20 protein-coding genes are annotated in these 18,234 nt (G+C 57.7%); 6 read left to right on the top strand and 14 right to left on the bottom strand.

Going from position 1 to position 18,234, the window contains the following annotated elements:
* Nucleotides 1-2: 2 nt before the first annotated feature.
* The 9 genes from IEX57_RS14600 to IEX57_RS14560 form a co-directional block, all read right to left on the bottom strand.
* Nucleotides 3-563 carry a pilus assembly PilX family protein gene (locus tag IEX57_RS14600; protein ID WP_188705098.1) on the bottom strand — a complete coding sequence of 187 codons (561 nt, stop codon included), beginning with the start codon at nucleotides 561-563 and terminating at the stop codon, nucleotides 3-5.
* A complete protein-coding gene (locus tag IEX57_RS14595) occupies nucleotides 560-1,603 on the bottom strand; it encodes a PilW family protein (RefSeq protein WP_188705097.1) in 1,044 nt (347 codons plus the stop codon). Before IEX57_RS14595 ends, IEX57_RS14600 begins: the two co-directional genes overlap by 4 nt.
* A gap of 46 nt (nucleotides 1,604-1,649) precedes the next feature.
* Nucleotides 1,650-2,078, bottom strand: coding sequence for a type IV pilus modification PilV family protein (locus IEX57_RS14590; RefSeq protein ID WP_188705096.1), 429 nt, complete (start codon nucleotides 2,076-2,078; stop codon nucleotides 1,650-1,652).
* 2 nt (nucleotides 2,079-2,080) lie between these two features.
* Nucleotides 2,081-2,641, bottom strand: coding sequence for a GspH/FimT family pseudopilin (locus tag IEX57_RS14585; protein ID WP_268238359.1), 561 nt, complete (start codon nucleotides 2,639-2,641; stop codon nucleotides 2,081-2,083).
* Between the two features lie 2 nt (nucleotides 2,642-2,643).
* Nucleotides 2,644-3,084, bottom strand: a complete 441-nt coding sequence (locus IEX57_RS14580) for a type IV pilin protein (protein WP_308433875.1) — start codon at nucleotides 3,082-3,084, stop codon at nucleotides 2,644-2,646.
* A 572-nt stretch (nucleotides 3,085-3,656) separates the two neighbouring features.
* Nucleotides 3,657-4,937, bottom strand: coding sequence for a glutamate-1-semialdehyde 2,1-aminomutase (hemL, locus tag IEX57_RS14575; protein WP_188705094.1), 1,281 nt, complete (start codon nucleotides 4,935-4,937; stop codon nucleotides 3,657-3,659).
* A 14-nt stretch (nucleotides 4,938-4,951) separates the two neighbouring features.
* The gene (locus tag IEX57_RS14570; protein ID WP_188705093.1) at nucleotides 4,952-5,419 is read right to left on the bottom strand and encodes a CYTH domain-containing protein; all 468 of its coding nucleotides are present in this window, start codon (nucleotides 5,417-5,419) and stop codon (nucleotides 4,952-4,954) included.
* A 35-nt stretch (nucleotides 5,420-5,454) separates the two neighbouring features.
* The gene (locus IEX57_RS14565; RefSeq protein ID WP_188705092.1) at nucleotides 5,455-5,877 is read right to left on the bottom strand and encodes a CopD family protein; all 423 of its coding nucleotides are present in this window, start codon (nucleotides 5,875-5,877) and stop codon (nucleotides 5,455-5,457) included.
* Between the two features lie 69 nt (nucleotides 5,878-5,946).
* Nucleotides 5,947-6,111: a rubredoxin gene (locus IEX57_RS14560; RefSeq protein ID WP_188705091.1), complete on the bottom strand. Its 165-nt coding sequence runs from the start codon at nucleotides 6,109-6,111 to the stop codon at nucleotides 5,947-5,949.
* Nucleotides 6,112-6,175: 64 nt separating this feature from the next.
* Here IEX57_RS14560 and thiD point away from each other — a divergent pair, with 64 nt between their 5' ends.
* From thiD to IEX57_RS14545, 3 genes are all read left to right on the top strand, one after another.
* Nucleotides 6,176-7,027 carry a bifunctional hydroxymethylpyrimidine kinase/phosphomethylpyrimidine kinase gene (thiD, locus tag IEX57_RS14555; RefSeq protein ID WP_188705090.1) on the top strand — a complete coding sequence of 284 codons (852 nt, stop codon included), beginning with the start codon at nucleotides 6,176-6,178 and terminating at the stop codon, nucleotides 7,025-7,027.
* A gap of 166 nt (nucleotides 7,028-7,193) precedes the next feature.
* Nucleotides 7,194-8,045 carry a helix-turn-helix domain-containing protein gene (locus tag IEX57_RS14550; protein WP_188705089.1) on the top strand — a complete coding sequence of 284 codons (852 nt, stop codon included), beginning with the start codon at nucleotides 7,194-7,196 and terminating at the stop codon, nucleotides 8,043-8,045.
* Between the two features lie 2 nt (nucleotides 8,046-8,047).
* On the top strand, nucleotides 8,048-8,644 hold the full coding sequence (locus tag IEX57_RS14545; protein ID WP_229709036.1) for a chloramphenicol phosphotransferase CPT family protein: 597 nt from the start codon (nucleotides 8,048-8,050) through the stop codon (nucleotides 8,642-8,644).
* Nucleotides 8,645-8,686: 42 nt separating this feature from the next.
* On the opposite strand, the gene IEX57_RS14540 is transcribed toward IEX57_RS14545, so the two are convergent.
* The 4 genes from IEX57_RS14540 to parE all read right to left on the bottom strand — a co-directional run bounded on the left by IEX57_RS14540 (nucleotide 8,687) and on the right by parE (nucleotide 14,488).
* Nucleotides 8,687-9,232 (bottom strand): M15 family metallopeptidase, encoded by a 546-nt coding sequence (locus IEX57_RS14540; RefSeq protein WP_188705088.1) that lies wholly within the window; start codon nucleotides 9,230-9,232, stop codon nucleotides 8,687-8,689.
* Between the two features lies 1 nt (nucleotide 9,233).
* Nucleotides 9,234-11,636 (bottom strand): DNA topoisomerase IV subunit A, encoded by a 2,403-nt coding sequence (gene parC / locus IEX57_RS14535; RefSeq protein WP_188705087.1) that lies wholly within the window; start codon nucleotides 11,634-11,636, stop codon nucleotides 9,234-9,236.
* 188 nt (nucleotides 11,637-11,824) lie between these two features.
* Complete coding sequence (locus IEX57_RS14530) at nucleotides 11,825-12,364, bottom strand: nucleoside 2-deoxyribosyltransferase (protein WP_188705086.1); 540 nt, start codon at nucleotides 12,362-12,364, stop codon at nucleotides 11,825-11,827.
* Nucleotides 12,365-12,514: 150 nt separating this feature from the next.
* On the bottom strand, nucleotides 12,515-14,488 hold the full coding sequence (gene parE, locus IEX57_RS14525) for a DNA topoisomerase IV subunit B (RefSeq protein ID WP_188705085.1): 1,974 nt from the start codon (nucleotides 14,486-14,488) through the stop codon (nucleotides 12,515-12,517).
* Between the two features lie 186 nt (nucleotides 14,489-14,674).
* Here parE and IEX57_RS14520 point away from each other — a divergent pair, with 186 nt between their 5' ends.
* Complete coding sequence (locus IEX57_RS14520; RefSeq protein ID WP_188705084.1) at nucleotides 14,675-15,097, top strand: globin family protein; 423 nt, start codon at nucleotides 14,675-14,677, stop codon at nucleotides 15,095-15,097.
* A 9-nt stretch (nucleotides 15,098-15,106) separates the two neighbouring features.
* Here IEX57_RS14520 and IEX57_RS14515 read toward each other — a convergent pair whose 3' ends face one another.
* On the bottom strand, nucleotides 15,107-15,709 hold the full coding sequence (locus IEX57_RS14515) for an ATP-binding protein (protein WP_229709035.1): 603 nt from the start codon (nucleotides 15,707-15,709) through the stop codon (nucleotides 15,107-15,109).
* 172 nt (nucleotides 15,710-15,881) lie between these two features.
* Between IEX57_RS14515 and IEX57_RS14510 the strand changes: the two genes are divergently transcribed.
* Complete coding sequence (locus tag IEX57_RS14510; RefSeq protein WP_188705082.1) at nucleotides 15,882-16,547, top strand: TnsA endonuclease N-terminal domain-containing protein; 666 nt, start codon at nucleotides 15,882-15,884, stop codon at nucleotides 16,545-16,547.
* Nucleotides 16,537-18,132, top strand: coding sequence for a TnsB C-terminal domain-containing protein (locus IEX57_RS14505; protein ID WP_188705081.1), 1,596 nt, complete (start codon nucleotides 16,537-16,539; stop codon nucleotides 18,130-18,132). Before IEX57_RS14510 ends, IEX57_RS14505 begins: the two co-directional genes overlap by 11 nt.
* Nucleotides 18,133-18,234: the final 102 nt, after the last annotated feature.

Genomic DNA, 18,234 nt, shown 5'->3' with positions numbered 1-18,234 from the left:
CTTCACTTCAGAAACATGGCCTGAATGAAACTTTCGCTGGAATGGGGCCCGGTCACGTGTACGGTGACCCGGTAAAACACGGCGGTTGAAACCTGATAGTTGGCTGCGTTGCTATTGTTGTTGACGGGCAAGCCCGCTTGGGATTGCTGTGAAACCGAACAATAAGTGACGAAATCAGAGACCGGCGTGGTGCCCGTACACATGCGCTCGATCACATACTGGTATTGATAAAGGCCATTGGTCACGGTAGACATGTTGGACCAGGTTACGCTGGGCAGGCCGGCAGAATCAGTGGTTTGCTGCAGGGCGTAATAGGCATAGCTCGTGCTGGAAGATGGCGCGACGTTGGTATCTGGCGTGGTCATGCTGCCCAATACGCCTTTGGCATCGTTCACGCCCAGCTCTGCCAACTGAGTGGCCGCCTGTTTGAATGCGACGTTGCCAGCGATCAGATTGGCTGTATCTGATGAGCGCATCAATGCCACGGTTGCGATCAGCAACACGACAAGGACGATCAGGCCCAGTAAAAGCGAAGCGCCGGTTTGCTTGGGGAGCCGGATCATGTCGACGTTCCACTGAAAATGAAGTTTTTGAGCGGGATGGTCAGCGTCAGCGTCCGGTATTTGTAGCACTGCCAGTTGGCAAGTCCGCTGATGTCCATCGTCTGTGTACCGCCCCAGACCTTGGGCGATGCCGTCGTGGCATCACAGCTCCCACCGGATACGGACGGTTTGATCTTTGCAGGAATCCGGACAACCATTGCCACACGTACCGCACGAATCTGGGTGATCTGGGTCGAGTTCAACGGCGCTGCCCAGGACCCGCTACCAGCAACCCAGGAGCTGACCGTGCTGGTTGAGCCACTGCTTACGCCGTACTGTGCTTTCATGAGCACGACGTTATCGGCGATCAAAGTCGTGCTTTGCGCGATTTTGTCTGTCATGTTCAGCGATTGGCTGGCCACCTGATAGCTGACCCAGTTCAGCCCGCCAATCTTGCTGATGGAACTTTTGGCCGCGTAAGAGGGGGCATTGGTATAGCTGCCACTGTTCCAGCTGCTGCCAGTCCCAGTGGAATTGTGGGTAAGGGTAGCGCCCAGTGAGTTGGTGGTAATTGCAGTAACACTGCCAACGGTGCAAGGCGAGCCGGTACCGGAGGACAGCATGTATACGTCACCGACATTCCAGTCTTTTGCCGAATAAATATTAATAGCGGCAGTAGCGGAAGACATCGCGTCCCGGGTCAACCCGGGGGAGGCTGCCATGAAGGAGGTGGCAGACAAAACAGTGATGGTGTCGGATGCATTGTTGGCACCGCCATCCGTGATGACTACGGGTGCAACCGAAGCGCCGTTTGCCAGCGTCGTGCTGCCGTAAGCCGCATTCAACGTGGTGCAGGTCACGTTGTTGCTACCGGCAAAACCGGCACCGGAGTTTTTCAGATCACGCTGGAGGTCTACCAGCGCAAACATGGCATTTTCCTGGACGGAGTTTTCCCCGGTCATGCCGCGGCGGTTGTTGTCAAAGAAGGTTGCGCTGCTCATGATAGCAAGAGCAGCGAGCAACCATATGACAATGGCAACCATTAATTCGACGATATTCATTCTGTCACCTGCCGAGTCTCAGAGACACGCTCAGTTCTGATTCGCGTTATGGTTTGATCACAGTGGTCGAGACGTACTGGTGCCAGTCCGGCTCGTCGGTTCTTTTCCAGCTCAGCGTGACCACAAACTGGCCAGTGGTGGAGCTATAAGTCACCGTCGGTGTTTTCCCGGTGACGCTGGCGTTTGGTAACTGGGCGGTGGCCCGGCTTTTCCAGTCCGTTACGCTCGCTTGTGCGGTACTGTTGGAACACGTGGCTGAACCCGTGACATAACAACTTGCGTTGTTGGGATCAACGGTGGCCAGACCGATAATTTCCTCAGCAAAATAGCTGGCCTGCGCACGCATGCCACTTTGCTGGTTTGCCTTCATGATTGCGCCTTGCATGCTGACCAGACCGATAATGCCGATCGAAAAAATCAGCACCGTAATCAGGCCCTCAAGCAGAGCGAAACCGCTTTGTTGTCGCATATGCATGTTCAACACCCCGCCGGCGTGGTGCTGGCTAACGCGGGATCGCAGATTTTTGCGTTACCCAGCGAACTGACCACCACGTTCAGACAACGATTACCCGTGTTCGGGCTACTTAATGACGCGCACGTACCGGACGTGACTGAAACCGTGTAGCTGGTGACACCGTTGGCAAAACGTCCATTGCCACTGAATGCTGGCTGCAGGCTGGATGGCGTGGTGGAGCCCGACGCCGTGAGCACAGCTTCACCGCTTTCTGCGGGCCTGGTGTAAATCATGGATGACACGCCAGGCAAACCAATCGACCAACCCGTACCGGCACTCCCCAGGTTGCCACTCGCATCGGTCTGGCTGAAGTTCACCGGCGTGTTGCGGCGGACTGCCTCAAGGCGGGCTTTCTGAATCCCGTCACGCATTTGTTCGGCTACAGCACGAATCCGGTTATTGAGCATGTATTGCTGCAGTGCCGGTGCCGACAGCGCAACCAGTAGCGCCGTGATGGCCAGTACGATAACCAGCTCAATCAACGTGACGCCCCGTTGTCGCGGGGGAGGGGTCAGCAAACGCATATTCAGCACGATGGCGCTGCCTTGGAGAGCCAGCACGACAATGGCAAATTGGATGCCCCCGGAAACGCAGTCGTCTTGTGGTTACCAGAACTATCGAGGGTGAAGGTGTAACCGGCCATCCCTGATTTGCCAGTTGCTGTTGCGGTATAGGTATCGCCTGCAGCACTGGATGTACAACTGAAATCGAAGTTGGAAGTACTTGTAGGAACGCTTATTGCGCACGTCGACGAACCGTAGTTACCGTTGTCGTTGTAACTGGATTCAAGCCGCGTACCGTAAGCGCTCAGGTTGTCGAAGGCTTCGGGCAGCTTCCCGCGTTTGAGATAGTTGCTGTATGCAGGCAATGCGATGGCGGCAAGAATCCCGATGATGGCGACTGTGACCATCACCTCGATCAGCGTAAAGCCCTGCGTGCGGCGTGCACTTTTCAACGACATTTGCATTTGCTCATTCCTCGCGCAAAACGGCCAAGCGGTAATGGGTCAGGTCTTGCTGGCAAAATCCGGGTCTATCAATTGGTCCGGTCTGTTTTTATGCCAGGACGCGAAAAAACCGGCATGAGGTTTTATAAAACACCTCAGACCGGATTTTGCGGTTGTGCCTGATATATACCGACTATTTTCTATCGTTAAGAAAACACATGTCATAAGCAAATACTACTATTTTCAGACCCAAGTCGAACTCCAGCTTACAGCCGGTTGGTTTTGTTTTTTCTTTGCGACAGTCGGGTTCGAAAAACGGTTGCAGTAGTAAGTTTCAAATGATGAACACACCCTTGGCATGGGCTTCGAACCTGGCAAAATGACATGTGGGAAAACTGGTTTGAAAGCCAGTTTCGCCATTGTTGCTTAAATTAATTACTTGTTTTGTAAACTATAAATGGTGATATCGATGTTACCAGTTATCCCTTTCAGCTTTTCGTTTCCTGGTCCGGCTGTTGTAAAAAAGCGGGTTTGTAAGGCAAAAAAAAGCCTCTGGATCGCACCAGAGGCTTTTTGATTTCCCGCTAATCGTTTCAGGCCAGCCTTGCAAACGCCCGACCAGCCGCCGCCAGGGTCTGGGTCAGGTCATCATCGGTATGTGCAGCCGATACAAACCCCGCTTCAAATGCAGACGGCGCCAGGTAGACGCCTTCATCCAGCAGCGCATGGAAAAACGCGTTGAAGCGCGCTTTGTCAGAGACCATGACTTCGCTGAAAGATTGCGGGGCGGTTTTGCTGAAATACACGCCGAACATACCCCCCACGCTTTGCGCGCTGAAGGTTTCACCGGCAGCGGCCGCTGCGGTTTGCAGGCCTTGCACCAGCTGGGTGGTTTTGGCGGTGAGTTGTTCAAAGAAACCGGGCTGGCGGATCAGTTGCAGCGTGGCCAGGCCAGCTGCTACGGCGACCGGGTTGCCAGACAGGGTGCCGGCCTGGTAGACCGGGCCCAGCGGGGCGAGTCTGGCCATGATGTCGGCGCGGCCGCCGAAGGCTGCCAGCGGCATGCCGCCACCGACCACTTTGCCCAGCGTTACCAGATCCGGCGTGATGCCGTGCAAGCCTTGTGCGCAGTGCAGGCCTACGCGAAAGCCGGTCATGACTTCGTCGTAAATCAGGACAGCGCCGTCGTCCTCGGTCAGTGAGCGCATGGCTTTGACGAAGGCGGTAGAGGGCTTTACCAGGTTCATGTTGCCTGCAATTGGCTCGACAATAATTGCGGCGATCTTGCCTTTATGTTCAGCGAACGCCGCTTCCAGCGCAGGAACGTCGTTGTACGGCAGGACGATGGTGTCCGCGGCCACTGCTGCGGGCACGCCAGCGGAGGACGGATTGCCAAAGGTCAACAGGCCGGAGCCGGCCTTGACCAGCAAACTGTCGGCGTGGCCGTGATAACAGCCTTCAAACTTGATCAGTTTGTCGCGACCGGTAAAACCGCGCGCAAGGCGGATGGCGGACATGGTGGCTTCTGTGCCGCTGGAGACAAGTCGCACTTGATCAAGCGCGGGCAGCATGTCACACAGCAGATCTGCCAGATCGATCTCAGCCGCGGTAGGGGCGCCAAAACTGAGCCCGTTGGCGGCTGCACGCTGTACTGCCTCAATGACCTGCGGGTGGGCGTGACCCAGGATCAGCGGGCCCCAGGAACCCACGTAGTCGATATAGCGTTTGCCGTCGGCATCCCAGACGTAGGCGCCTTCGCCGCGCTGGATGAAGGGCGGGGTGCCGCCGACCGAACCGAAGGCGCGGACTGGCGAATTAACGCCACCGGGGATGTGTTTGCAGGCAGCTTCAAACAGGGTCTGATTACGGGACATCGGGTTACTCCGGTTCAACGTGGCCAGCGGGTGTAGGGGTGGGTGGAGAGGGCGCTGTTGTAATAGCGCGCATCACCCGAGACTTCTTCGCCCAGCCAGTCGGGTTTGGCAAATACGGTATCGACCGTCGGGAGTTCGATTTCAGCGACGATCAAGCCGGCGTTGTCACCGGCAAATTCATCGATCTCCCAGACAAAGCCGTCACGGTGGATTTCATGACGGGTTTTATCGAGCACATTGGGGCAGAGCTTGAGCAGTTCTGCCGCATCGGCCAGCGGAATCTGATATTCAAATTCGGCGCGGGCGATGCCTTCGTTCTTGCCCTTGATGGTCAGAAAGCCCTGGTCGCCCTTGATGCGTACACGCACGGTGCGCGCGGGTTCATCATTCAGATAGCCTTGGGCAATGCGGGTGGAGCGGGTTGTTTCGCCACGCCATTGCGCGTTGGCCAGCAGATATTTGCGTTCGATTTCCTGAGCCATGACGGTCTTCCTGAAAGTGGCGGGTAGTGATCGCTTCAGAAGGGTTTGACGGTGACCAGAATGACCACGCCGGCCAGCAGCAGCACCGGGATTTCGTTAAACCAGCGATACCAGACGTGGCTGTGGGTATTGCGATGTGCGGTGAAGCGCGAGAACAGATGAATGCATACGCCGTGGTAAACAATCAGCAGGAACACCAGCAATAGTTTGGCGTGCATCCAGCGCCAGCCGGGGCCGGCGAAGAAATTGTAGTAAGACCAGGTCCACAGCCCGAAGCCCACTGCCAGCACGGCGATGGGGGTCATGAATCGCAACAGTTTGCCTGTCATCAGCATCAGCCGTTCACGGGCGGGACCGTCTTCGACCATGGCCAGATTCACGAACAGGCGGGGCAGGTAAAACAGACCAGCAAACCAGCTGACGACGAAAATGATGTGGAATGCCTTGACCCAAAGCATGTGATGTCTTCCTTGATGGCACAAATGAAAACGGCGCGGACAGGGCCGCGCCGTCTGCGTACGCCTGAATCAGATTTCGACCATTTCGAAATCTTCTTTGCGTGCGCCGCAATCAGGGCAAGTCCAGTTGATGGGCACGTCTTCCCACGTCGTTCCCGGGGCGATTCCGTCGTTCGGACAGCCCTCGGCTTCGTCGTAAATGAATCCACAAATCAGGCACATATATTTTTTCATGCGGTCCACTTGATGGCTTGGTTTAGAATCAGGATTCTACCCGATAAATCATATTTGCCCGCCCATGATTGCTACTCCTCCGCTGGTTCTCGTCTTTGGTGCAAACGATCCCTCTGGCGGTGCCGGGCTGACAGCCGACATTCTGACATTGGCCTCGCTGGGTTGCCATCCCTTGCCGGTGGTGACCGCGCTTACGGTGCAAGACACGGCCGGAGTGCAAGAGTTTCAGCCGGTCGAATCAGACTGGCTGCAAGATCAGGCCCGCTACATTCTGGAAGACATGCAGATTGATGCCATCAAAGTCGGCATGGTTGGCAGTGTAGAAAATCTGGCCGTCATTGCAGAAATTGCGGCCGATTATCCCGATATTCCGCTGGTATTTGATCCGGTGCTGGGCCCGTTGCATAGCGATGAAATCTCTGCCGAAGAATTACAGAACGCGATGCGCGAATTGCTGATGCCACATGCCTTGCTGATCACGCCCAACAGTATTGAAGCGCGGCGCCTGGCGTCTGATGATCCGGATGAACAGGAAGAACTGGCGCTGGATGCAGCCGCCAGCCGCTTGCTGGATTGCGGTTGTGAATATGTGTTGATTACCGGCACCCATGAGCACACGCCCAAGGTGACCAACACGCTGTTCTCGCGCGCGGGCCGTACCCGCAGCGATACCTGGGAGCGCTTGCCTGGCAGCTATCACGGCGCCGGTTGTACGCTGGCTTCTGCCATTGCCGGTGCGTTGGCCAGTGGTGCGGAGCTGGCCACAGCGGTGCGTGATGCGCAGGAATACACCTGGCAAACGCTGAGCCGCGCATTCCGTCCGGGCATGGGGCAGTTCATTCCTGATCGTCTGTTCTGGGCGCGGCCGGGTGAAGAAGAGGAAGCGGCCACCAAGGGCGAAACTCCGGCCGCTTGATGGTTGTGTTCCACGTGGAACATCAAGCGTCAAACCAGGTGTATTGGCTGACCGGCAAACACGTATGCCATTGTCACTGATAAAATAGCGGGCTTGGTATTGTCTAGCCGGGGACGAATACAGGATGTCTACGCCTTGCCTGAGATTGGAACGCGCTATCAATAAAATGGTGCGCGATCTTGCTACACCGCTGACGCTCGCTGATCTGGCGGAGGCGGCGCATTATTCGCCCTGGTATCTGGTCCGCCGGTTCCATTCCCGCTATGCCACCACGCCGCAGGCCTTTCTGTGGCGCCTGCGCCTGGAAACGGCGGCCTCCATTCTGCAGTGGCAGCCCGGCATGCCGATTGGCCGGGTGGCCTTGATGGTGGGCTTTTCTTCGGCGGCGACGTTCAGTCGCGCATTTCATCGCGAGTTCGGGTTTACGCCCAGTGAGTGGCGCAAGGGTGCGCCGGCAGCGGATGCCTGGCGTGACCGCAATCTGGGCGAGCATTCCTACAAACCGGGCGCCGCCATTGTCGGTACACCGGCCGATTATCACTGGAGCTTTGCCGAAGTCGATGCCCGCATCACCTACGAGCAATGGGACACCGAGCGCGTGGTGTTTATCCGCGAAGTAGGGGAGTATGGCTGTAATCTGGATTTGCTGTGGAAGCGGTTCCGCAAGACCTGCACCATGTATGGCATTGCGCCGACCCGACGCTACGGCCTGATCTGGAGTGACCCGGCTACGACGCCTTCTGGCCGCCGCCGTTACGATGCTGCGCAAGTGATTGCGCCCAATATCCGTATTCCGCGCGGTCTGGGTGAATACAAATTGCAGGGCGGGCGCTGGGCGGTGTTCCGCCATCATGGCCCAACCGATGACATCGGCCCGCGCTGGCGCGATCTGATGCTGACCTGGGTAGCGGGTGCCAAAGTGGTGCTTGATCCGTCCCGGCCGCGGGTTGAGCGCTACGCGGAAGATCAGTATCTGGTCGGGCATTACGAACTTTGTCTGCCTGTACTGCCGGAATAACCGTGGCGCTACCTGAAGACATGCCGCAGGTGATTGTGCTCAATGGCACCAGTTCATCCGGCAAAACCAGCATTGCCGGCGCGCTGCAGGAAAAACTACCGCTGCAGTATCTCAATTTCTCGATCGACTCTGTGCTGGACGCATTGCCGCTGACGGATCTGGCGCAGCTGCAAAGCGGCGATATCATCACGCGCAACGGGCACGACTGGCAGAAGCTGGTGCGCGGTTATCACTATGCCTTGCCCGGATTGCTGCAGGCCGGGCTGCGGTTGATTGTGGATAACGCCTGGTGCCATGTCGATGAAAAACGCGAGCTGCTGACCGAACTGGCGGGCTACCGCGTCATGCTGGTCGGCGTGCAATGCGATCTGGCGTTGGTTGAGCAGCGCGAGCAAGCGCGGGGTGATCGCCCGCCTGGCCTGGCGCGTTGGGAGTTCGAGCGTGTGCACCAGAATATGGAATACGACGTGTTGCTGGATACTGCGCGAGCCAATGCAGACGCTTGCGCCGAAGAACTCGCAGCGCAATTACGGGCGGTTCCTGGCGCACATTGGCGCGGCGCGGGTAATACGCTGGAGTCGCTCAGCCTGTTTGGCTAGGCCAGTTTGCCCAAAATAAAGCCCGCATTGTGCGGGCTTTTTTCATGCTTCATTTTTTGGGTGATAACACCAATGCCAGGGCTCGTAGGTAAAGCCATAGGGGTTATCGCGCGGGAAAGACAGCACAAAGCCAAATGCCGCAGCGTGTTGCTGCAGCCAGGCAAATGCGCTGGTGTCGGCAAAGGTGGCATCAAGCGTGATGGTGCCGGGCGTGGCAATATCGATCGCGCGGCCGGTATGGTGCTCACTGCAACCCGGTGGCGCCAGCCGTTCCAGTACCGTCGTGATGGCTTCACCTTCGGCCAGCCGCGCGCGGATCAACTCTACCTGGCGGTCTATGCCGCGCCATGCGGAGATCATCAACAGTGCGATGCCATCCGCCGTGGCTGCCTCGTTCATCGCGCGCCAGGCTGTTGCGGCTTCGGGTGTCAGTTGAAAAACACGCTGGGTCGGGTAGCCTGGCGCGACCGTGACCAGCGCTGTCGCATCGGCAAACAACGGCAGGTTTCTGGCGGTAATCCAGTCCGGGTTGATACCCAGACTGGACCACAGCGCCTGCAAGCCGGGCGACGGCCGTACATCACGCATCTTAGAAACCGGGGAACTTCAGACCGGCGTTGATGGGTTTGCCCTTGCGTGCGCGCTTGCCGATATAGGGCGCCATCTCGTTTTCGTCCAGAATCAGTTCAACCGCTTTGCCGCCGCGGCCAGTGCCGGTGAGCTTGAGCGTGACGCCATCCGATACGGTAATGGCGGCCAGCGTGTCTTTGTCATCCAGCGCCATGGTGATCACGCCGCGGCCCCCGCCGGTGAGTTGTTTGAACTCGGACAAAGGGAACAGATGCAGCTTGCCGCCCTTGGACAAACACGCCACCAGCGATGTTTCACGTGGAACAAATGTCGAAACACGCAGCACCGTTTCGCCCTTTTCCAGCGAGAGGAACGCCTTGCCAGCTTTCTGCCGCGACAACAGATTTTCGAACTGGCAAGTGAAGCCATAGCCGCCGGAGTTGGCAATGACCAGCCAGTCCTGCGGTTTGGCGACGAACATCTGCGTTACTTTGGTCTGCGCCGCCAGCTCAACCAGCGTGGTCACCGGCACGCCATCGCCACGCCCGCCTGGCACGGTAGAAGCGGCAATGGTGTAGATGCGGCCATCAGTGCCAAACAGCGCAACCTGATCGACTGTGCGGCATTCAATCGCCGCGAGCAGGGCATCACCGTCCTTGAAGGTCAGGTTCTGCGTATCAATGCCATGGCCCTGGCGGGCCCGCAGCCAGCCCTTTTCCGAGAGGATCAGGGTGGTGGGTTCGTCGACCACAGTGGCTTCCAGCGAGGCGCGTTCAGCTTCCTGGATCAGCGTGCGACGCGGGTCGCCAAACTTCTTGCGATCGGCTTCGATTTCCTTGATGACCAGTTTTTGCAGCGCCCCGCTATTGGCCAGCAGGTGTTCCAGCTCTTCTTTCTCGGTGCGCAGTGCGGCCAGTTCTTGCTCAATCTTGATGCCTTCCAGCCGGGCCAGTTGGCGCAAGCGGATTTCAAGAATGTCTTCAGCCTGGCGATCAGACAGATTAAACGCCTCGATCAGCGCCGGCTTGGGCTCGTCGCTGTGGCGGATGATCCGGATGACTTCATCGATATTGAGGAAGACGATCAAACGGCCTTCCAGGATATGGATGCGGTCGTTGACCTGACCCAGGCGGTGATTCAGGCGGCGGGTGACGGTATCAAAGCGATAGTCGATCCATTCATCCAGCAGCGCTTTCAGCGACTTCTGGCCAGGGCGGCCATCGCGGCCAATGCTGACCAGGTTCAGCGACAGCGAGGATTCCAGCGATGTATGTGCCAGCAGCACATTCATCATTTCTTCCGGGCTCTGGCGGGATGACTTGGGTTCCAGCACCAGGCGTACCGGCTGGTCTTTACCGGACTCGTCACGCACGCGATCAAGCATGGAGAGCACCAGTTGCTTGGTCTGGATCTGCTCTTGCGTGAGGGCCTTTTTGCCTTTCTTGACCTTGGGGTTAGTCAGCTCTTCAATTTCTTCCAGCACGTGGGCCGTGGACGTGCCTTGCGGCAGTTCGGTGACTACCATCTGCCACTGGCCGCGCGCCATGTCTTCTTTTTCCCAGCGGGCACGGATCTTCAGCGAGCCACGGCCGGTTTCATACGCAGACTGGATATCGCGCTGGCTAGAGATAATCTGCCCGCCACCGGGCAAATCCGGGCCCTGGATATATTGCAGCAGGGCAGGGACATCCATCTGGCGATTGCGGATCAGCGCGATGGCTGCATCAGCCACTTCGCCCAGATTGTGCGACGGAATTTCCGTCGCCATACCCACGGCAATGCCGGATGCGCCGTTGAGCAGCAGCATGGGCAGGCGGGCTGGCAGCAGCACGGGCTCGTCAAAAGCGCCGTCGTAGTTGGGGATGAAATCGGTGGTGCCCTGGTTGAGTTCGCCCAGCAGCAATTCGGCAATCGGGGTCAGGCGCGCTTCGGTGTAACGCATGGCCGCAGCATCATCGCCATCGCGGGAGCCGAAGTTACCCTGACCATCAATCAGCGGGTAACGCAGCGAGAAGCTCTGCGCGATGCGGACCAGTGCGTCATAGGCGGACTGGTCGCCGTGCGGGTGATATTTACCCAGCACTTCACCCACAATACGGGCGGACTTGACCGGCTTGGCGGTGGCAGTCAGGCCCATCTCATGCATGGCGTACAGCACGCGGCGCTGCACCGGCTTCTGGCCGTCTTCCACCTGGGGCAGGGCGCGGCTCTTCACCACGCTCATGGCATATTCAAGATAGCTGCGCTCTGCATACAGGCCCAGCTGCACCGTTTCGCCATCATCCGGCAGAGACGCCGATACTTGTGCGGAAACAAAACGCCGGTTGCCGCCGCCCTGGCCGGCATCTGCTTCGGCTTCGGGTTCAACGACGGTATCGGCGGTTTCGGGCAGAAGTTCGTTCTGTTCGTCGATTTCAGACATGGCACCACAATCCATGAAAACAGGTCAGACGGCATTGTAGCCGCGCGCCGGCTTGTGTGGGCAGGGCATGCGCAGATTGTCTGCAATGCGTGTGTTCCACGTGGAACATTGGCGCGCATGCCGCACTGCTGCTGGTGTATCAGCAGTGGCTAATCATGATCTGTGGCGGGAATGAACGGCAGCGGCGTTCAGCGCAGCACCGGCAAGCGGGCGCGCCGTACCAGTTGTTCCACGGCTTGTTCTGGCGAGTTTTCGCAAATGATGCCGGCCGCGGCCTGCCACAGCATCAGATTCAGGGGCACGCCAAAGTCTTCAATCGACAAACCGGATTTATCCACCCACCGGTCTTGCGGCCTGGCCGCGCCCGGAACGCGGGTATACATGGGGGTATTGGCGTCGGCGTCGGGCACCCAGACCCACACCGGTTTACCCAGCGCATAGGCAAAACCGACTTCAAACGCGGTGCCGGAATCTGGCTCGCTCTGGCTGCGAAAAGCACGCAAATCGGCCAGCACCAGATTGCTGCGGCTGATCAGGGTGCAGTTTTGCTGGAAGATCCACTGCCGTCTTGAGGCGTGATCCGGCAGCGGCGGGACGTTGGCATCCAGCGGAAACAATCCCTGCAGACCATACATTTCACAGGCGGATTTAAGCCTGGCGCCCCAGACTGCGGCGTCGGGCCGGAACACGCCCGGGCCAGCAAGATAGACAGAGATTTGGGAAGCCATAACGCCGCAAATACGAGGGTGATGCCAAAGCTGGCAAAGATTGAAAGGGAACTATTATGACCGTTTGAATAGCAAAAGGGGCGCTATTGCGCCCCTTGTGTCGCCCACAGACGTCAGTTGCGGGCAGATGAAACTATCTCGGCGGGCAGATCAGATATCTGCTTCTACCTCGTTGCCGCGTGCTTCAAGCCACGCACGGCGGCTGGAGGCCTCGCTCTTGCCCATCAGCATATGCATCATGTCACGCGTGTTCTGGCTGACGTCGTCCGGAATACCCACGCGCAATACGCGACGGGTGTCGGGGTTCATGGTGGTCTCGTACAGCTGCGAGGCGTTCATTTCACCCAGGCCCTTGAAGCGGGAGATATCCCAGGCGCCTTCGCGGACTTTCTCGGCCCGCAGTTTGTCCAGGATCGCGTTCAGTTCGCCTTCATCAAGTGCGTAGAACTTGCGCGGTGGTTTGTTCTTGCCGGCGCCGGCCACGTCCACCCGGTACAGCGGCGGCTGCGCGACGCAGACATGCCCGCGCGCAATCAGCGCCGGGAAATGCCGGTAGAACAGCGTCAGCAGCAGTACCTGGATGTGCGAGCCATCCACGTCCGCATCAGACATGATGATGATCTTGCCGTAACGCAGGCCAGACAGATCCGGCGTGTCGTTGAGCGTATGCGCATCCACGCCGATCGCAACGGCAATGTCGTGCACTTCGTTATTGGCAAAAATCTGGTCGCGATCGACTTCCCAGGTATTGAGCACCTTGCCGCGCAACGGCAGGATGGCCTGGAAGTCTTTGTCACGCCCCAGCTTGGCAGAACCGCCGGCAGAATCGCCCTCGACCAGAAAGAGTTCGCAGCGTTCGGTTTCATCGCTGGCGCAATCGGTCAGTTTGCCTGGCAGCACGGCCACGCCGCTGGATTTTTTCTTCTCCACCTTCTGGGCGTTTTTCTGGCGGGCCTGCGCGGCGCGGATACACAACTCCGCCAGTTTTTTGCCCAGCTCAACGTGCTCGTTCAGCCACAACTCGAACGGCGACTTGACCATGGTGGACACCAGTTTCAGACCATCGCGGCTGGTGAGTTTGTCTTTGGTCTGGCCCTGGAATTGCGGGTCCAGAATCTTGGCCGACAGCACGAACGACGCGCGGCTGAACAAGTCTTCCGGCAGCAGCTTCACACCCTTGGGCGTGAGCGAGTGAAATTCCATGAAGGTTTTGACCGCCTGGAATACCCCGTCACGCAGGCCGGATTCGTGCGTGCCGCCAATCAGCGTCGGAATCAGGTTCACATAAGATTCACGCGAGGTGGGGCCGTCTTCAGTCCAGGTCAGCGCCCAGCCGCAGCCTTCGCCCGGGGCAAAGGTTTCGTCCACACCTTCAATAAATTTCTCGCCACGGAAAATAGGGATAACCAGCTCATAACCGGCCAGTTGTTCGGCCAGATAACCGGGCAAGCCATCCGGGTAATTCCAGGATTTTTCCGCGAACTCGCCATTGGCCTGTTCCAGCTTGAGCGTCACCACAAGGCCCGGCAGCAGCACGGCCTTGGATTTCAACAGATGTTCCAGCTCGCCCTGCGGAATGGCGGCGGAATCAAAATATTTGGGGTCCGGAGCAACAAACACCGTGGTCCCGGTCTCTTTTTTGGCGCAAGAACCGATCACGGCCAGCGGCTCGATCACGTTGCCATCGGCAAATGCCAGCTTGTTGACCTGGCCATCACGTTTGACCTCGACTTCCAGACGCGTCGCCAGGGCGTTGGTGACCGACACACCCACCCCGTGCAGACCGCCAGAGAACGCATACGCGCCGCCGTCTTTTTTGTCGAACTTGCCGCCGGCGTGCAATTGCGTGAACACCACCTGCACGGTCGGTACGCCTTCTTCCGGGTGAATACCCACCGGAATACCACGGCCGTTATCGCTGACGCGCATGGTCTGGTTGCGGAACAAGGTGACATCAATGCGCGTGGCAAACCCGCCCAGCGCCTCATCAGCCGCGTTGTCGATCACTTCCTGGCAAATGTGCAGCGGGTTATCCGTGCGCGTGTACATGCCGGGGCGGTGGCGGACCGGATCGAGCCCTTTAAGGACCTTGACGGCGGATTCATCGTAACGGGGTGTGGACATATTCTTTAACGCGTCGGTCTCTGGATGCGGCGAAGTCTAACAAACCCGGACCTGGCGGCAAACCACCGCACACCAGGACCGTCCGGTTATGTGATGTGTACATGACGGTTTTGTTTAAACTGAACGTTTGCCGATGTAACCAGTCTGTGAATGACAGCAATTGAATAAAAGCAGAGTGGACCTACCATGAACGCGCTCGCATCCATGATCGGCATCCCCGCCATCAAGGCGGTAGTGGACGATTTTCTCTCCCTGTTGCGGCAACATCCGCGTTTTAGCGCCAGCTTTAACCAGATTGCCGACGAGGGCCGCCTTAAAACGCGCCTGGTGCATTTCTGGCACGCCGTGCTGGATGGTGAAACCTGGCGCTTGTCCTTGACCCGCAGCAATGGCGGCGCGCAAATGCCGGCCATTTTTGCCGATAGCCACGGCCTTGTGTTCCAGTTGTTCCGTGCCGCGATCAGCCGTTGCCTGCATAACGATCTGGCTACAGCCTGGCTGCGCCGGGTGGATATTCTGGAACAGTCTTTTCCGCAGTTACTCGCCCCGGCCATGGTGGCGGAGCCCGAACCCATCCTGGCCGTCACCCGCTGCCGCCAGCTTAACTGAAACCGGGCGCTAGCCCAGCCCGCGCCGGTACTGGATCGCTTCAGCCACATGCGCTGCGCCAATCGTCGCGCTGCCGGCCAGATCAGCGATGGTGCGGGCCAGTTTCAGTACACGGTGATAGCTGCGGGCCGACAGGTTGAGCTTTTGCAGCGCCGTATGCAGCATCGCCCGCGCCGCCTCGTCAGGCGTACACCACTGATCTATCTCGGCCGTCGTCAGTACCCCGTTGGGCTTGTTCTGGCGTGCGTGCGCGCACGCCCACGCCTGCAGGATGCGTTGGCGTACGGTGGCCGTGTCCTCCCCATCCGGCGCGGCCAGCAGCGTGTTCTCGTTGATGGCAGGCACTTCAATGGCAATGTCGAGGCGATCCAGAAACGGCCCGGATAGTTTGGTGCGATAACGCGTGATCTGGTCCGGCGTGCAGCGGCAGGCCCGGGTGGGGTGTCCAAGATACCCGCAGGGGCACGGATTCATCGCCGCAATCAATTGAAACCGTGCCGGATAAGTCACGGCATGATTGGCGCGACTGATATGCACTTCGCCGGTTTCCAGCGGCTCACGCAGCACTTCCAGCACCTTGCGATCGAACTCGGGCAGCTCATCGAGGAACAAGATCCCGTGATGCGCCAGCGAGACCTCACCGGGCTGCGGCGGGTTACCACTGTGAAAAACACAACAAAATTGGACTGTGGCTGCCATAAATCAAGGGCTTAGGCATACTCGATACATTGGATAGCTGGATTGGGTACACGCTATTCCTAGACTGGTTATAAGGACACATTTAATGTCTAGACTGGTTTCAAAGAGATCTGTACGACGCATTGGAAAAAGCTACCGCAGCGTTACCGGGTATGCCCCAACGGGATTCGGACATATCCCGTATGAATCAACACTGGAACGAGACTTCGTTACGCTGGCGGAGATTTTGCCAGGCGTTACGGACATTCTTTCCCAGCCGGTTCAGGTGCGATATGCGGTGGGCAAGGTGTACACCCCCGACTACAAGGTCAGCTTCGCAGATGGCAGCTACTGGCTCGTAGAAATCAAGTACAGGAAGGATCTCAAGGAGGACTGGGAAGCCTTTCGGCCCGGCTTCAAAGCCGCTGTCCACCAAGCCCGCCTTGAAGGTGGGCGCTTCAGGATACTCACGGAGGTTGAAATCCGAAGCTCCGCGTTGCTGGAGAACGCAACCTTCTTGAAGGATTACCGGTCCCGGCGTGAGGAACCTAACTACGAACAAAGAATGATGAGAATGCTCGAAGAGCTTGGTGAGACAACACCACGAATTCTTCTTGAGGCCTGTTTCGAAAGCGATCATCACTTTGCCAGCGCCGTAGGCTATCTATGGCGTCTGATGGCGGTCGGCCTGATCCGCGCAGATCTCACCCAACCACTGAACATGAAAAGCCCCATCTGGCTGGGACGGTCTCCGGAGCTCCATGATGAATAAGCCTGCATTCGTTGCACTTAATCCGGGGAGCCTGATCAGCTCGGAAGGGGTTACTTATAAAGTGACCAACACGCTCGATATGGGGAACTTCTTGTGCCTCAACGTTGAGACCGGGCAGCACAGAGTGATTGGTATCGAGAAGATTGGCCCGGTGATCAAGGCAGGAAGTGAAGGCAACAAAGACCCCACCTCCCGAGACGCGCAGGACTACACCGATGAGGAGTGGCAGACCGCCCATAAGCGACTGGAAATTATCTCTCCGCTTCTGACACTGAACGGGCGTACTCGCCAGAAGGTGGAGGATGTCGCAGCTAAAAATCGTTGTAGCGCTGCAACAATTTATTCCTGGTTGAAGGTCTACTGCGAATCTGGACTTCTATCTTCGCTGATCCCTGCGACCAGAGGCATGACGAAAGGGACGCGCCGGCTGGACGAAGCCACTGATACCGTCATCGATCAGGCTATTACCGAGGTGTATCTGACTGATCAGCGCCTCACCCCAAAGGATGTGCATTTGAAGGTGAAAGAACTTTGCCTGAATGCCAGGCCGCCCTTGCCGATCCCGCATGTAAATACGGTCCGTAACCGTATCAATGCGCTGCCAACAGCATCGACACTACGCCGGCGCGGGAAGAAGGACGAGGCAAGAGACAAGTATGAAGCCATTCTCGGGCCCTTTCCCAACGCCGACCATATCCTGTCTGTAGTCCAGATTGATCACACCGTTGCGGACATCATCCTGGTCGAGGAATCCACCGGCCAGACGATCAACCGGCCAGTTGTAACCCTTGCGATCGATGTTTACAGCCGGATGGTAGTAGGACTCTATATTTCCTTTGAAAAACCGAGTTCCCTTGCCGCGGGGATGTGCCTGTCCATGGCCATGCTGCCCAAGACATCGTATCTGCTGGAGCTTGGCGTCCCCGGTGAATGGCCGGTGTGGGGCAAGATGGGCAAGATTCATGCAGACAATGCCCGTGAATTCCGGGGAGAAATGCTGCGTGAAGCGACCGAACTCTACAATATTGGCCTTGAGTTAAGACCAGTCAAAAAGCCGCACTATGGCGGTCATATCGAACGACTGATGCTCACCACGGCCCGGCAAATCCATAAGTGGCCGGGCACAACATTCTCGAATACCCAGGAGCGTAAAGGTTACGACTCCGAGAAGAAGGCTGCACTCACGCTTCGTGAGTTCGAGGCCAATCTCGTTGATTTCATCGTCAACGTGTATCACAAGAACAAGCATGCAGAACTCGGCATGTCTCCGTTGCAGAAATGGCAAGAAGACGTGTTGGGCAGGAATGACGACAAACCGGCCCGTGGTGTCCCCGAGGTCCCGGCGGATCCGGCAAAACTGAGGCTCGATTTTCTCCCGTTCAAGGAACGCACCGTCCAGCCCTACGGTATCTTGCTTGACGACATTTATTACTACCACGAAGTGCTGAACCCCTGGATCAATGCAATGGATCCAGAGTTGACTCGCTACAAGCGCAAATTCATCGTCCGGCGCGACCCGCGCAACATCAGCCAGTTGTACTTCTTTGACCCGGAGATCAAGCTGTTGATTTGCACCCAAACCTGACCCACTTGATGCAGTAATTTGCACCGAAAACTGACCCACGTAGAACACTGTCCCGCGAGGTAACGAGCGGGAGTACTGGAGTGATCGACGTGGCTATGTTGA

The organism is Silvimonas iriomotensis (assembly GCF_014645535.1).
GTDB classification, from domain to species: domain Bacteria; phylum Pseudomonadota; class Gammaproteobacteria; order Burkholderiales; family Chitinibacteraceae; genus Silvimonas; species Silvimonas iriomotensis.
This window is presented reverse-complemented; position numbering and strand designations above follow the sequence as displayed.

Coding starts and splice junctions, on each gene's coding strand:
- IEX57_RS14565 (WP_188705092.1), bottom strand. CDS start 5,877: ATGCTTTGGGTCAAGGCATTCCACATCATTTTCGTCGTCAGCTGGTTT.
- IEX57_RS14550 (WP_188705089.1), top strand. CDS start 7,194: ATGGTGCGCGATCTTGCTACACCGCTGACGCTCGCTGATCTGGCGGAG.
- IEX57_RS14570 (WP_188705093.1), bottom strand. CDS start 5,419: ATGGCTCAGGAAATCGAACGCAAATATCTGCTGGCCAACGCGCAATGG.
- IEX57_RS14520 (WP_188705084.1), top strand. CDS start 14,675: ATGAACGCGCTCGCATCCATGATCGGCATCCCCGCCATCAAGGCGGTA.
- parC (WP_188705087.1), bottom strand. CDS start 11,636: ATGTCTGAAATCGACGAACAGAACGAACTTCTGCCCGAAACCGCCGAT.
- thiD (WP_188705090.1), top strand. CDS start 6,176: ATGATTGCTACTCCTCCGCTGGTTCTCGTCTTTGGTGCAAACGATCCC.
- IEX57_RS14505 (WP_188705081.1), top strand. CDS start 16,537: ATGATGAATAAGCCTGCATTCGTTGCACTTAATCCGGGGAGCCTGATC.
- hemL (WP_188705094.1), bottom strand. CDS start 4,937: ATGTCCCGTAATCAGACCCTGTTTGAAGCTGCCTGCAAACACATCCCC.
- IEX57_RS14580 (WP_308433875.1), bottom strand. CDS start 3,084: ATGCAAATGTCGTTGAAAAGTGCACGCCGCACGCAGGGCTTTACGCTG.
- IEX57_RS14600 (WP_188705098.1), bottom strand. CDS start 563: ATGATCCGGCTCCCCAAGCAAACCGGCGCTTCGCTTTTACTGGGCCTG.
- IEX57_RS14590 (WP_188705096.1), bottom strand. CDS start 2,078: ATGCATATGCGACAACAAAGCGGTTTCGCTCTGCTTGAGGGCCTGATT.
- IEX57_RS14510 (WP_188705082.1), top strand. CDS start 15,882: ATGTCTAGACTGGTTTCAAAGAGATCTGTACGACGCATTGGAAAAAGC.
- IEX57_RS14595 (WP_188705097.1), bottom strand. CDS start 1,603: ATGAATATCGTCGAATTAATGGTTGCCATTGTCATATGGTTGCTCGCT.
- IEX57_RS14585 (WP_268238359.1), bottom strand. CDS start 2,641: ATGCGTTTGCTGACCCCTCCCCCGCGACAACGGGGCGTCACGTTGATT.
- parE (WP_188705085.1), bottom strand. CDS start 14,488: ATGTCCACACCCCGTTACGATGAATCCGCCGTCAAGGTCCTTAAAGGG.
- IEX57_RS14530 (WP_188705086.1), bottom strand. CDS start 12,364: ATGGCTTCCCAAATCTCTGTCTATCTTGCTGGCCCGGGCGTGTTCCGG.
- IEX57_RS14540 (WP_188705088.1), bottom strand. CDS start 9,232: ATGCGTGATGTACGGCCGTCGCCCGGCTTGCAGGCGCTGTGGTCCAGT.
- IEX57_RS14560 (WP_188705091.1), bottom strand. CDS start 6,111: ATGAAAAAATATATGTGCCTGATTTGTGGATTCATTTACGACGAAGCC.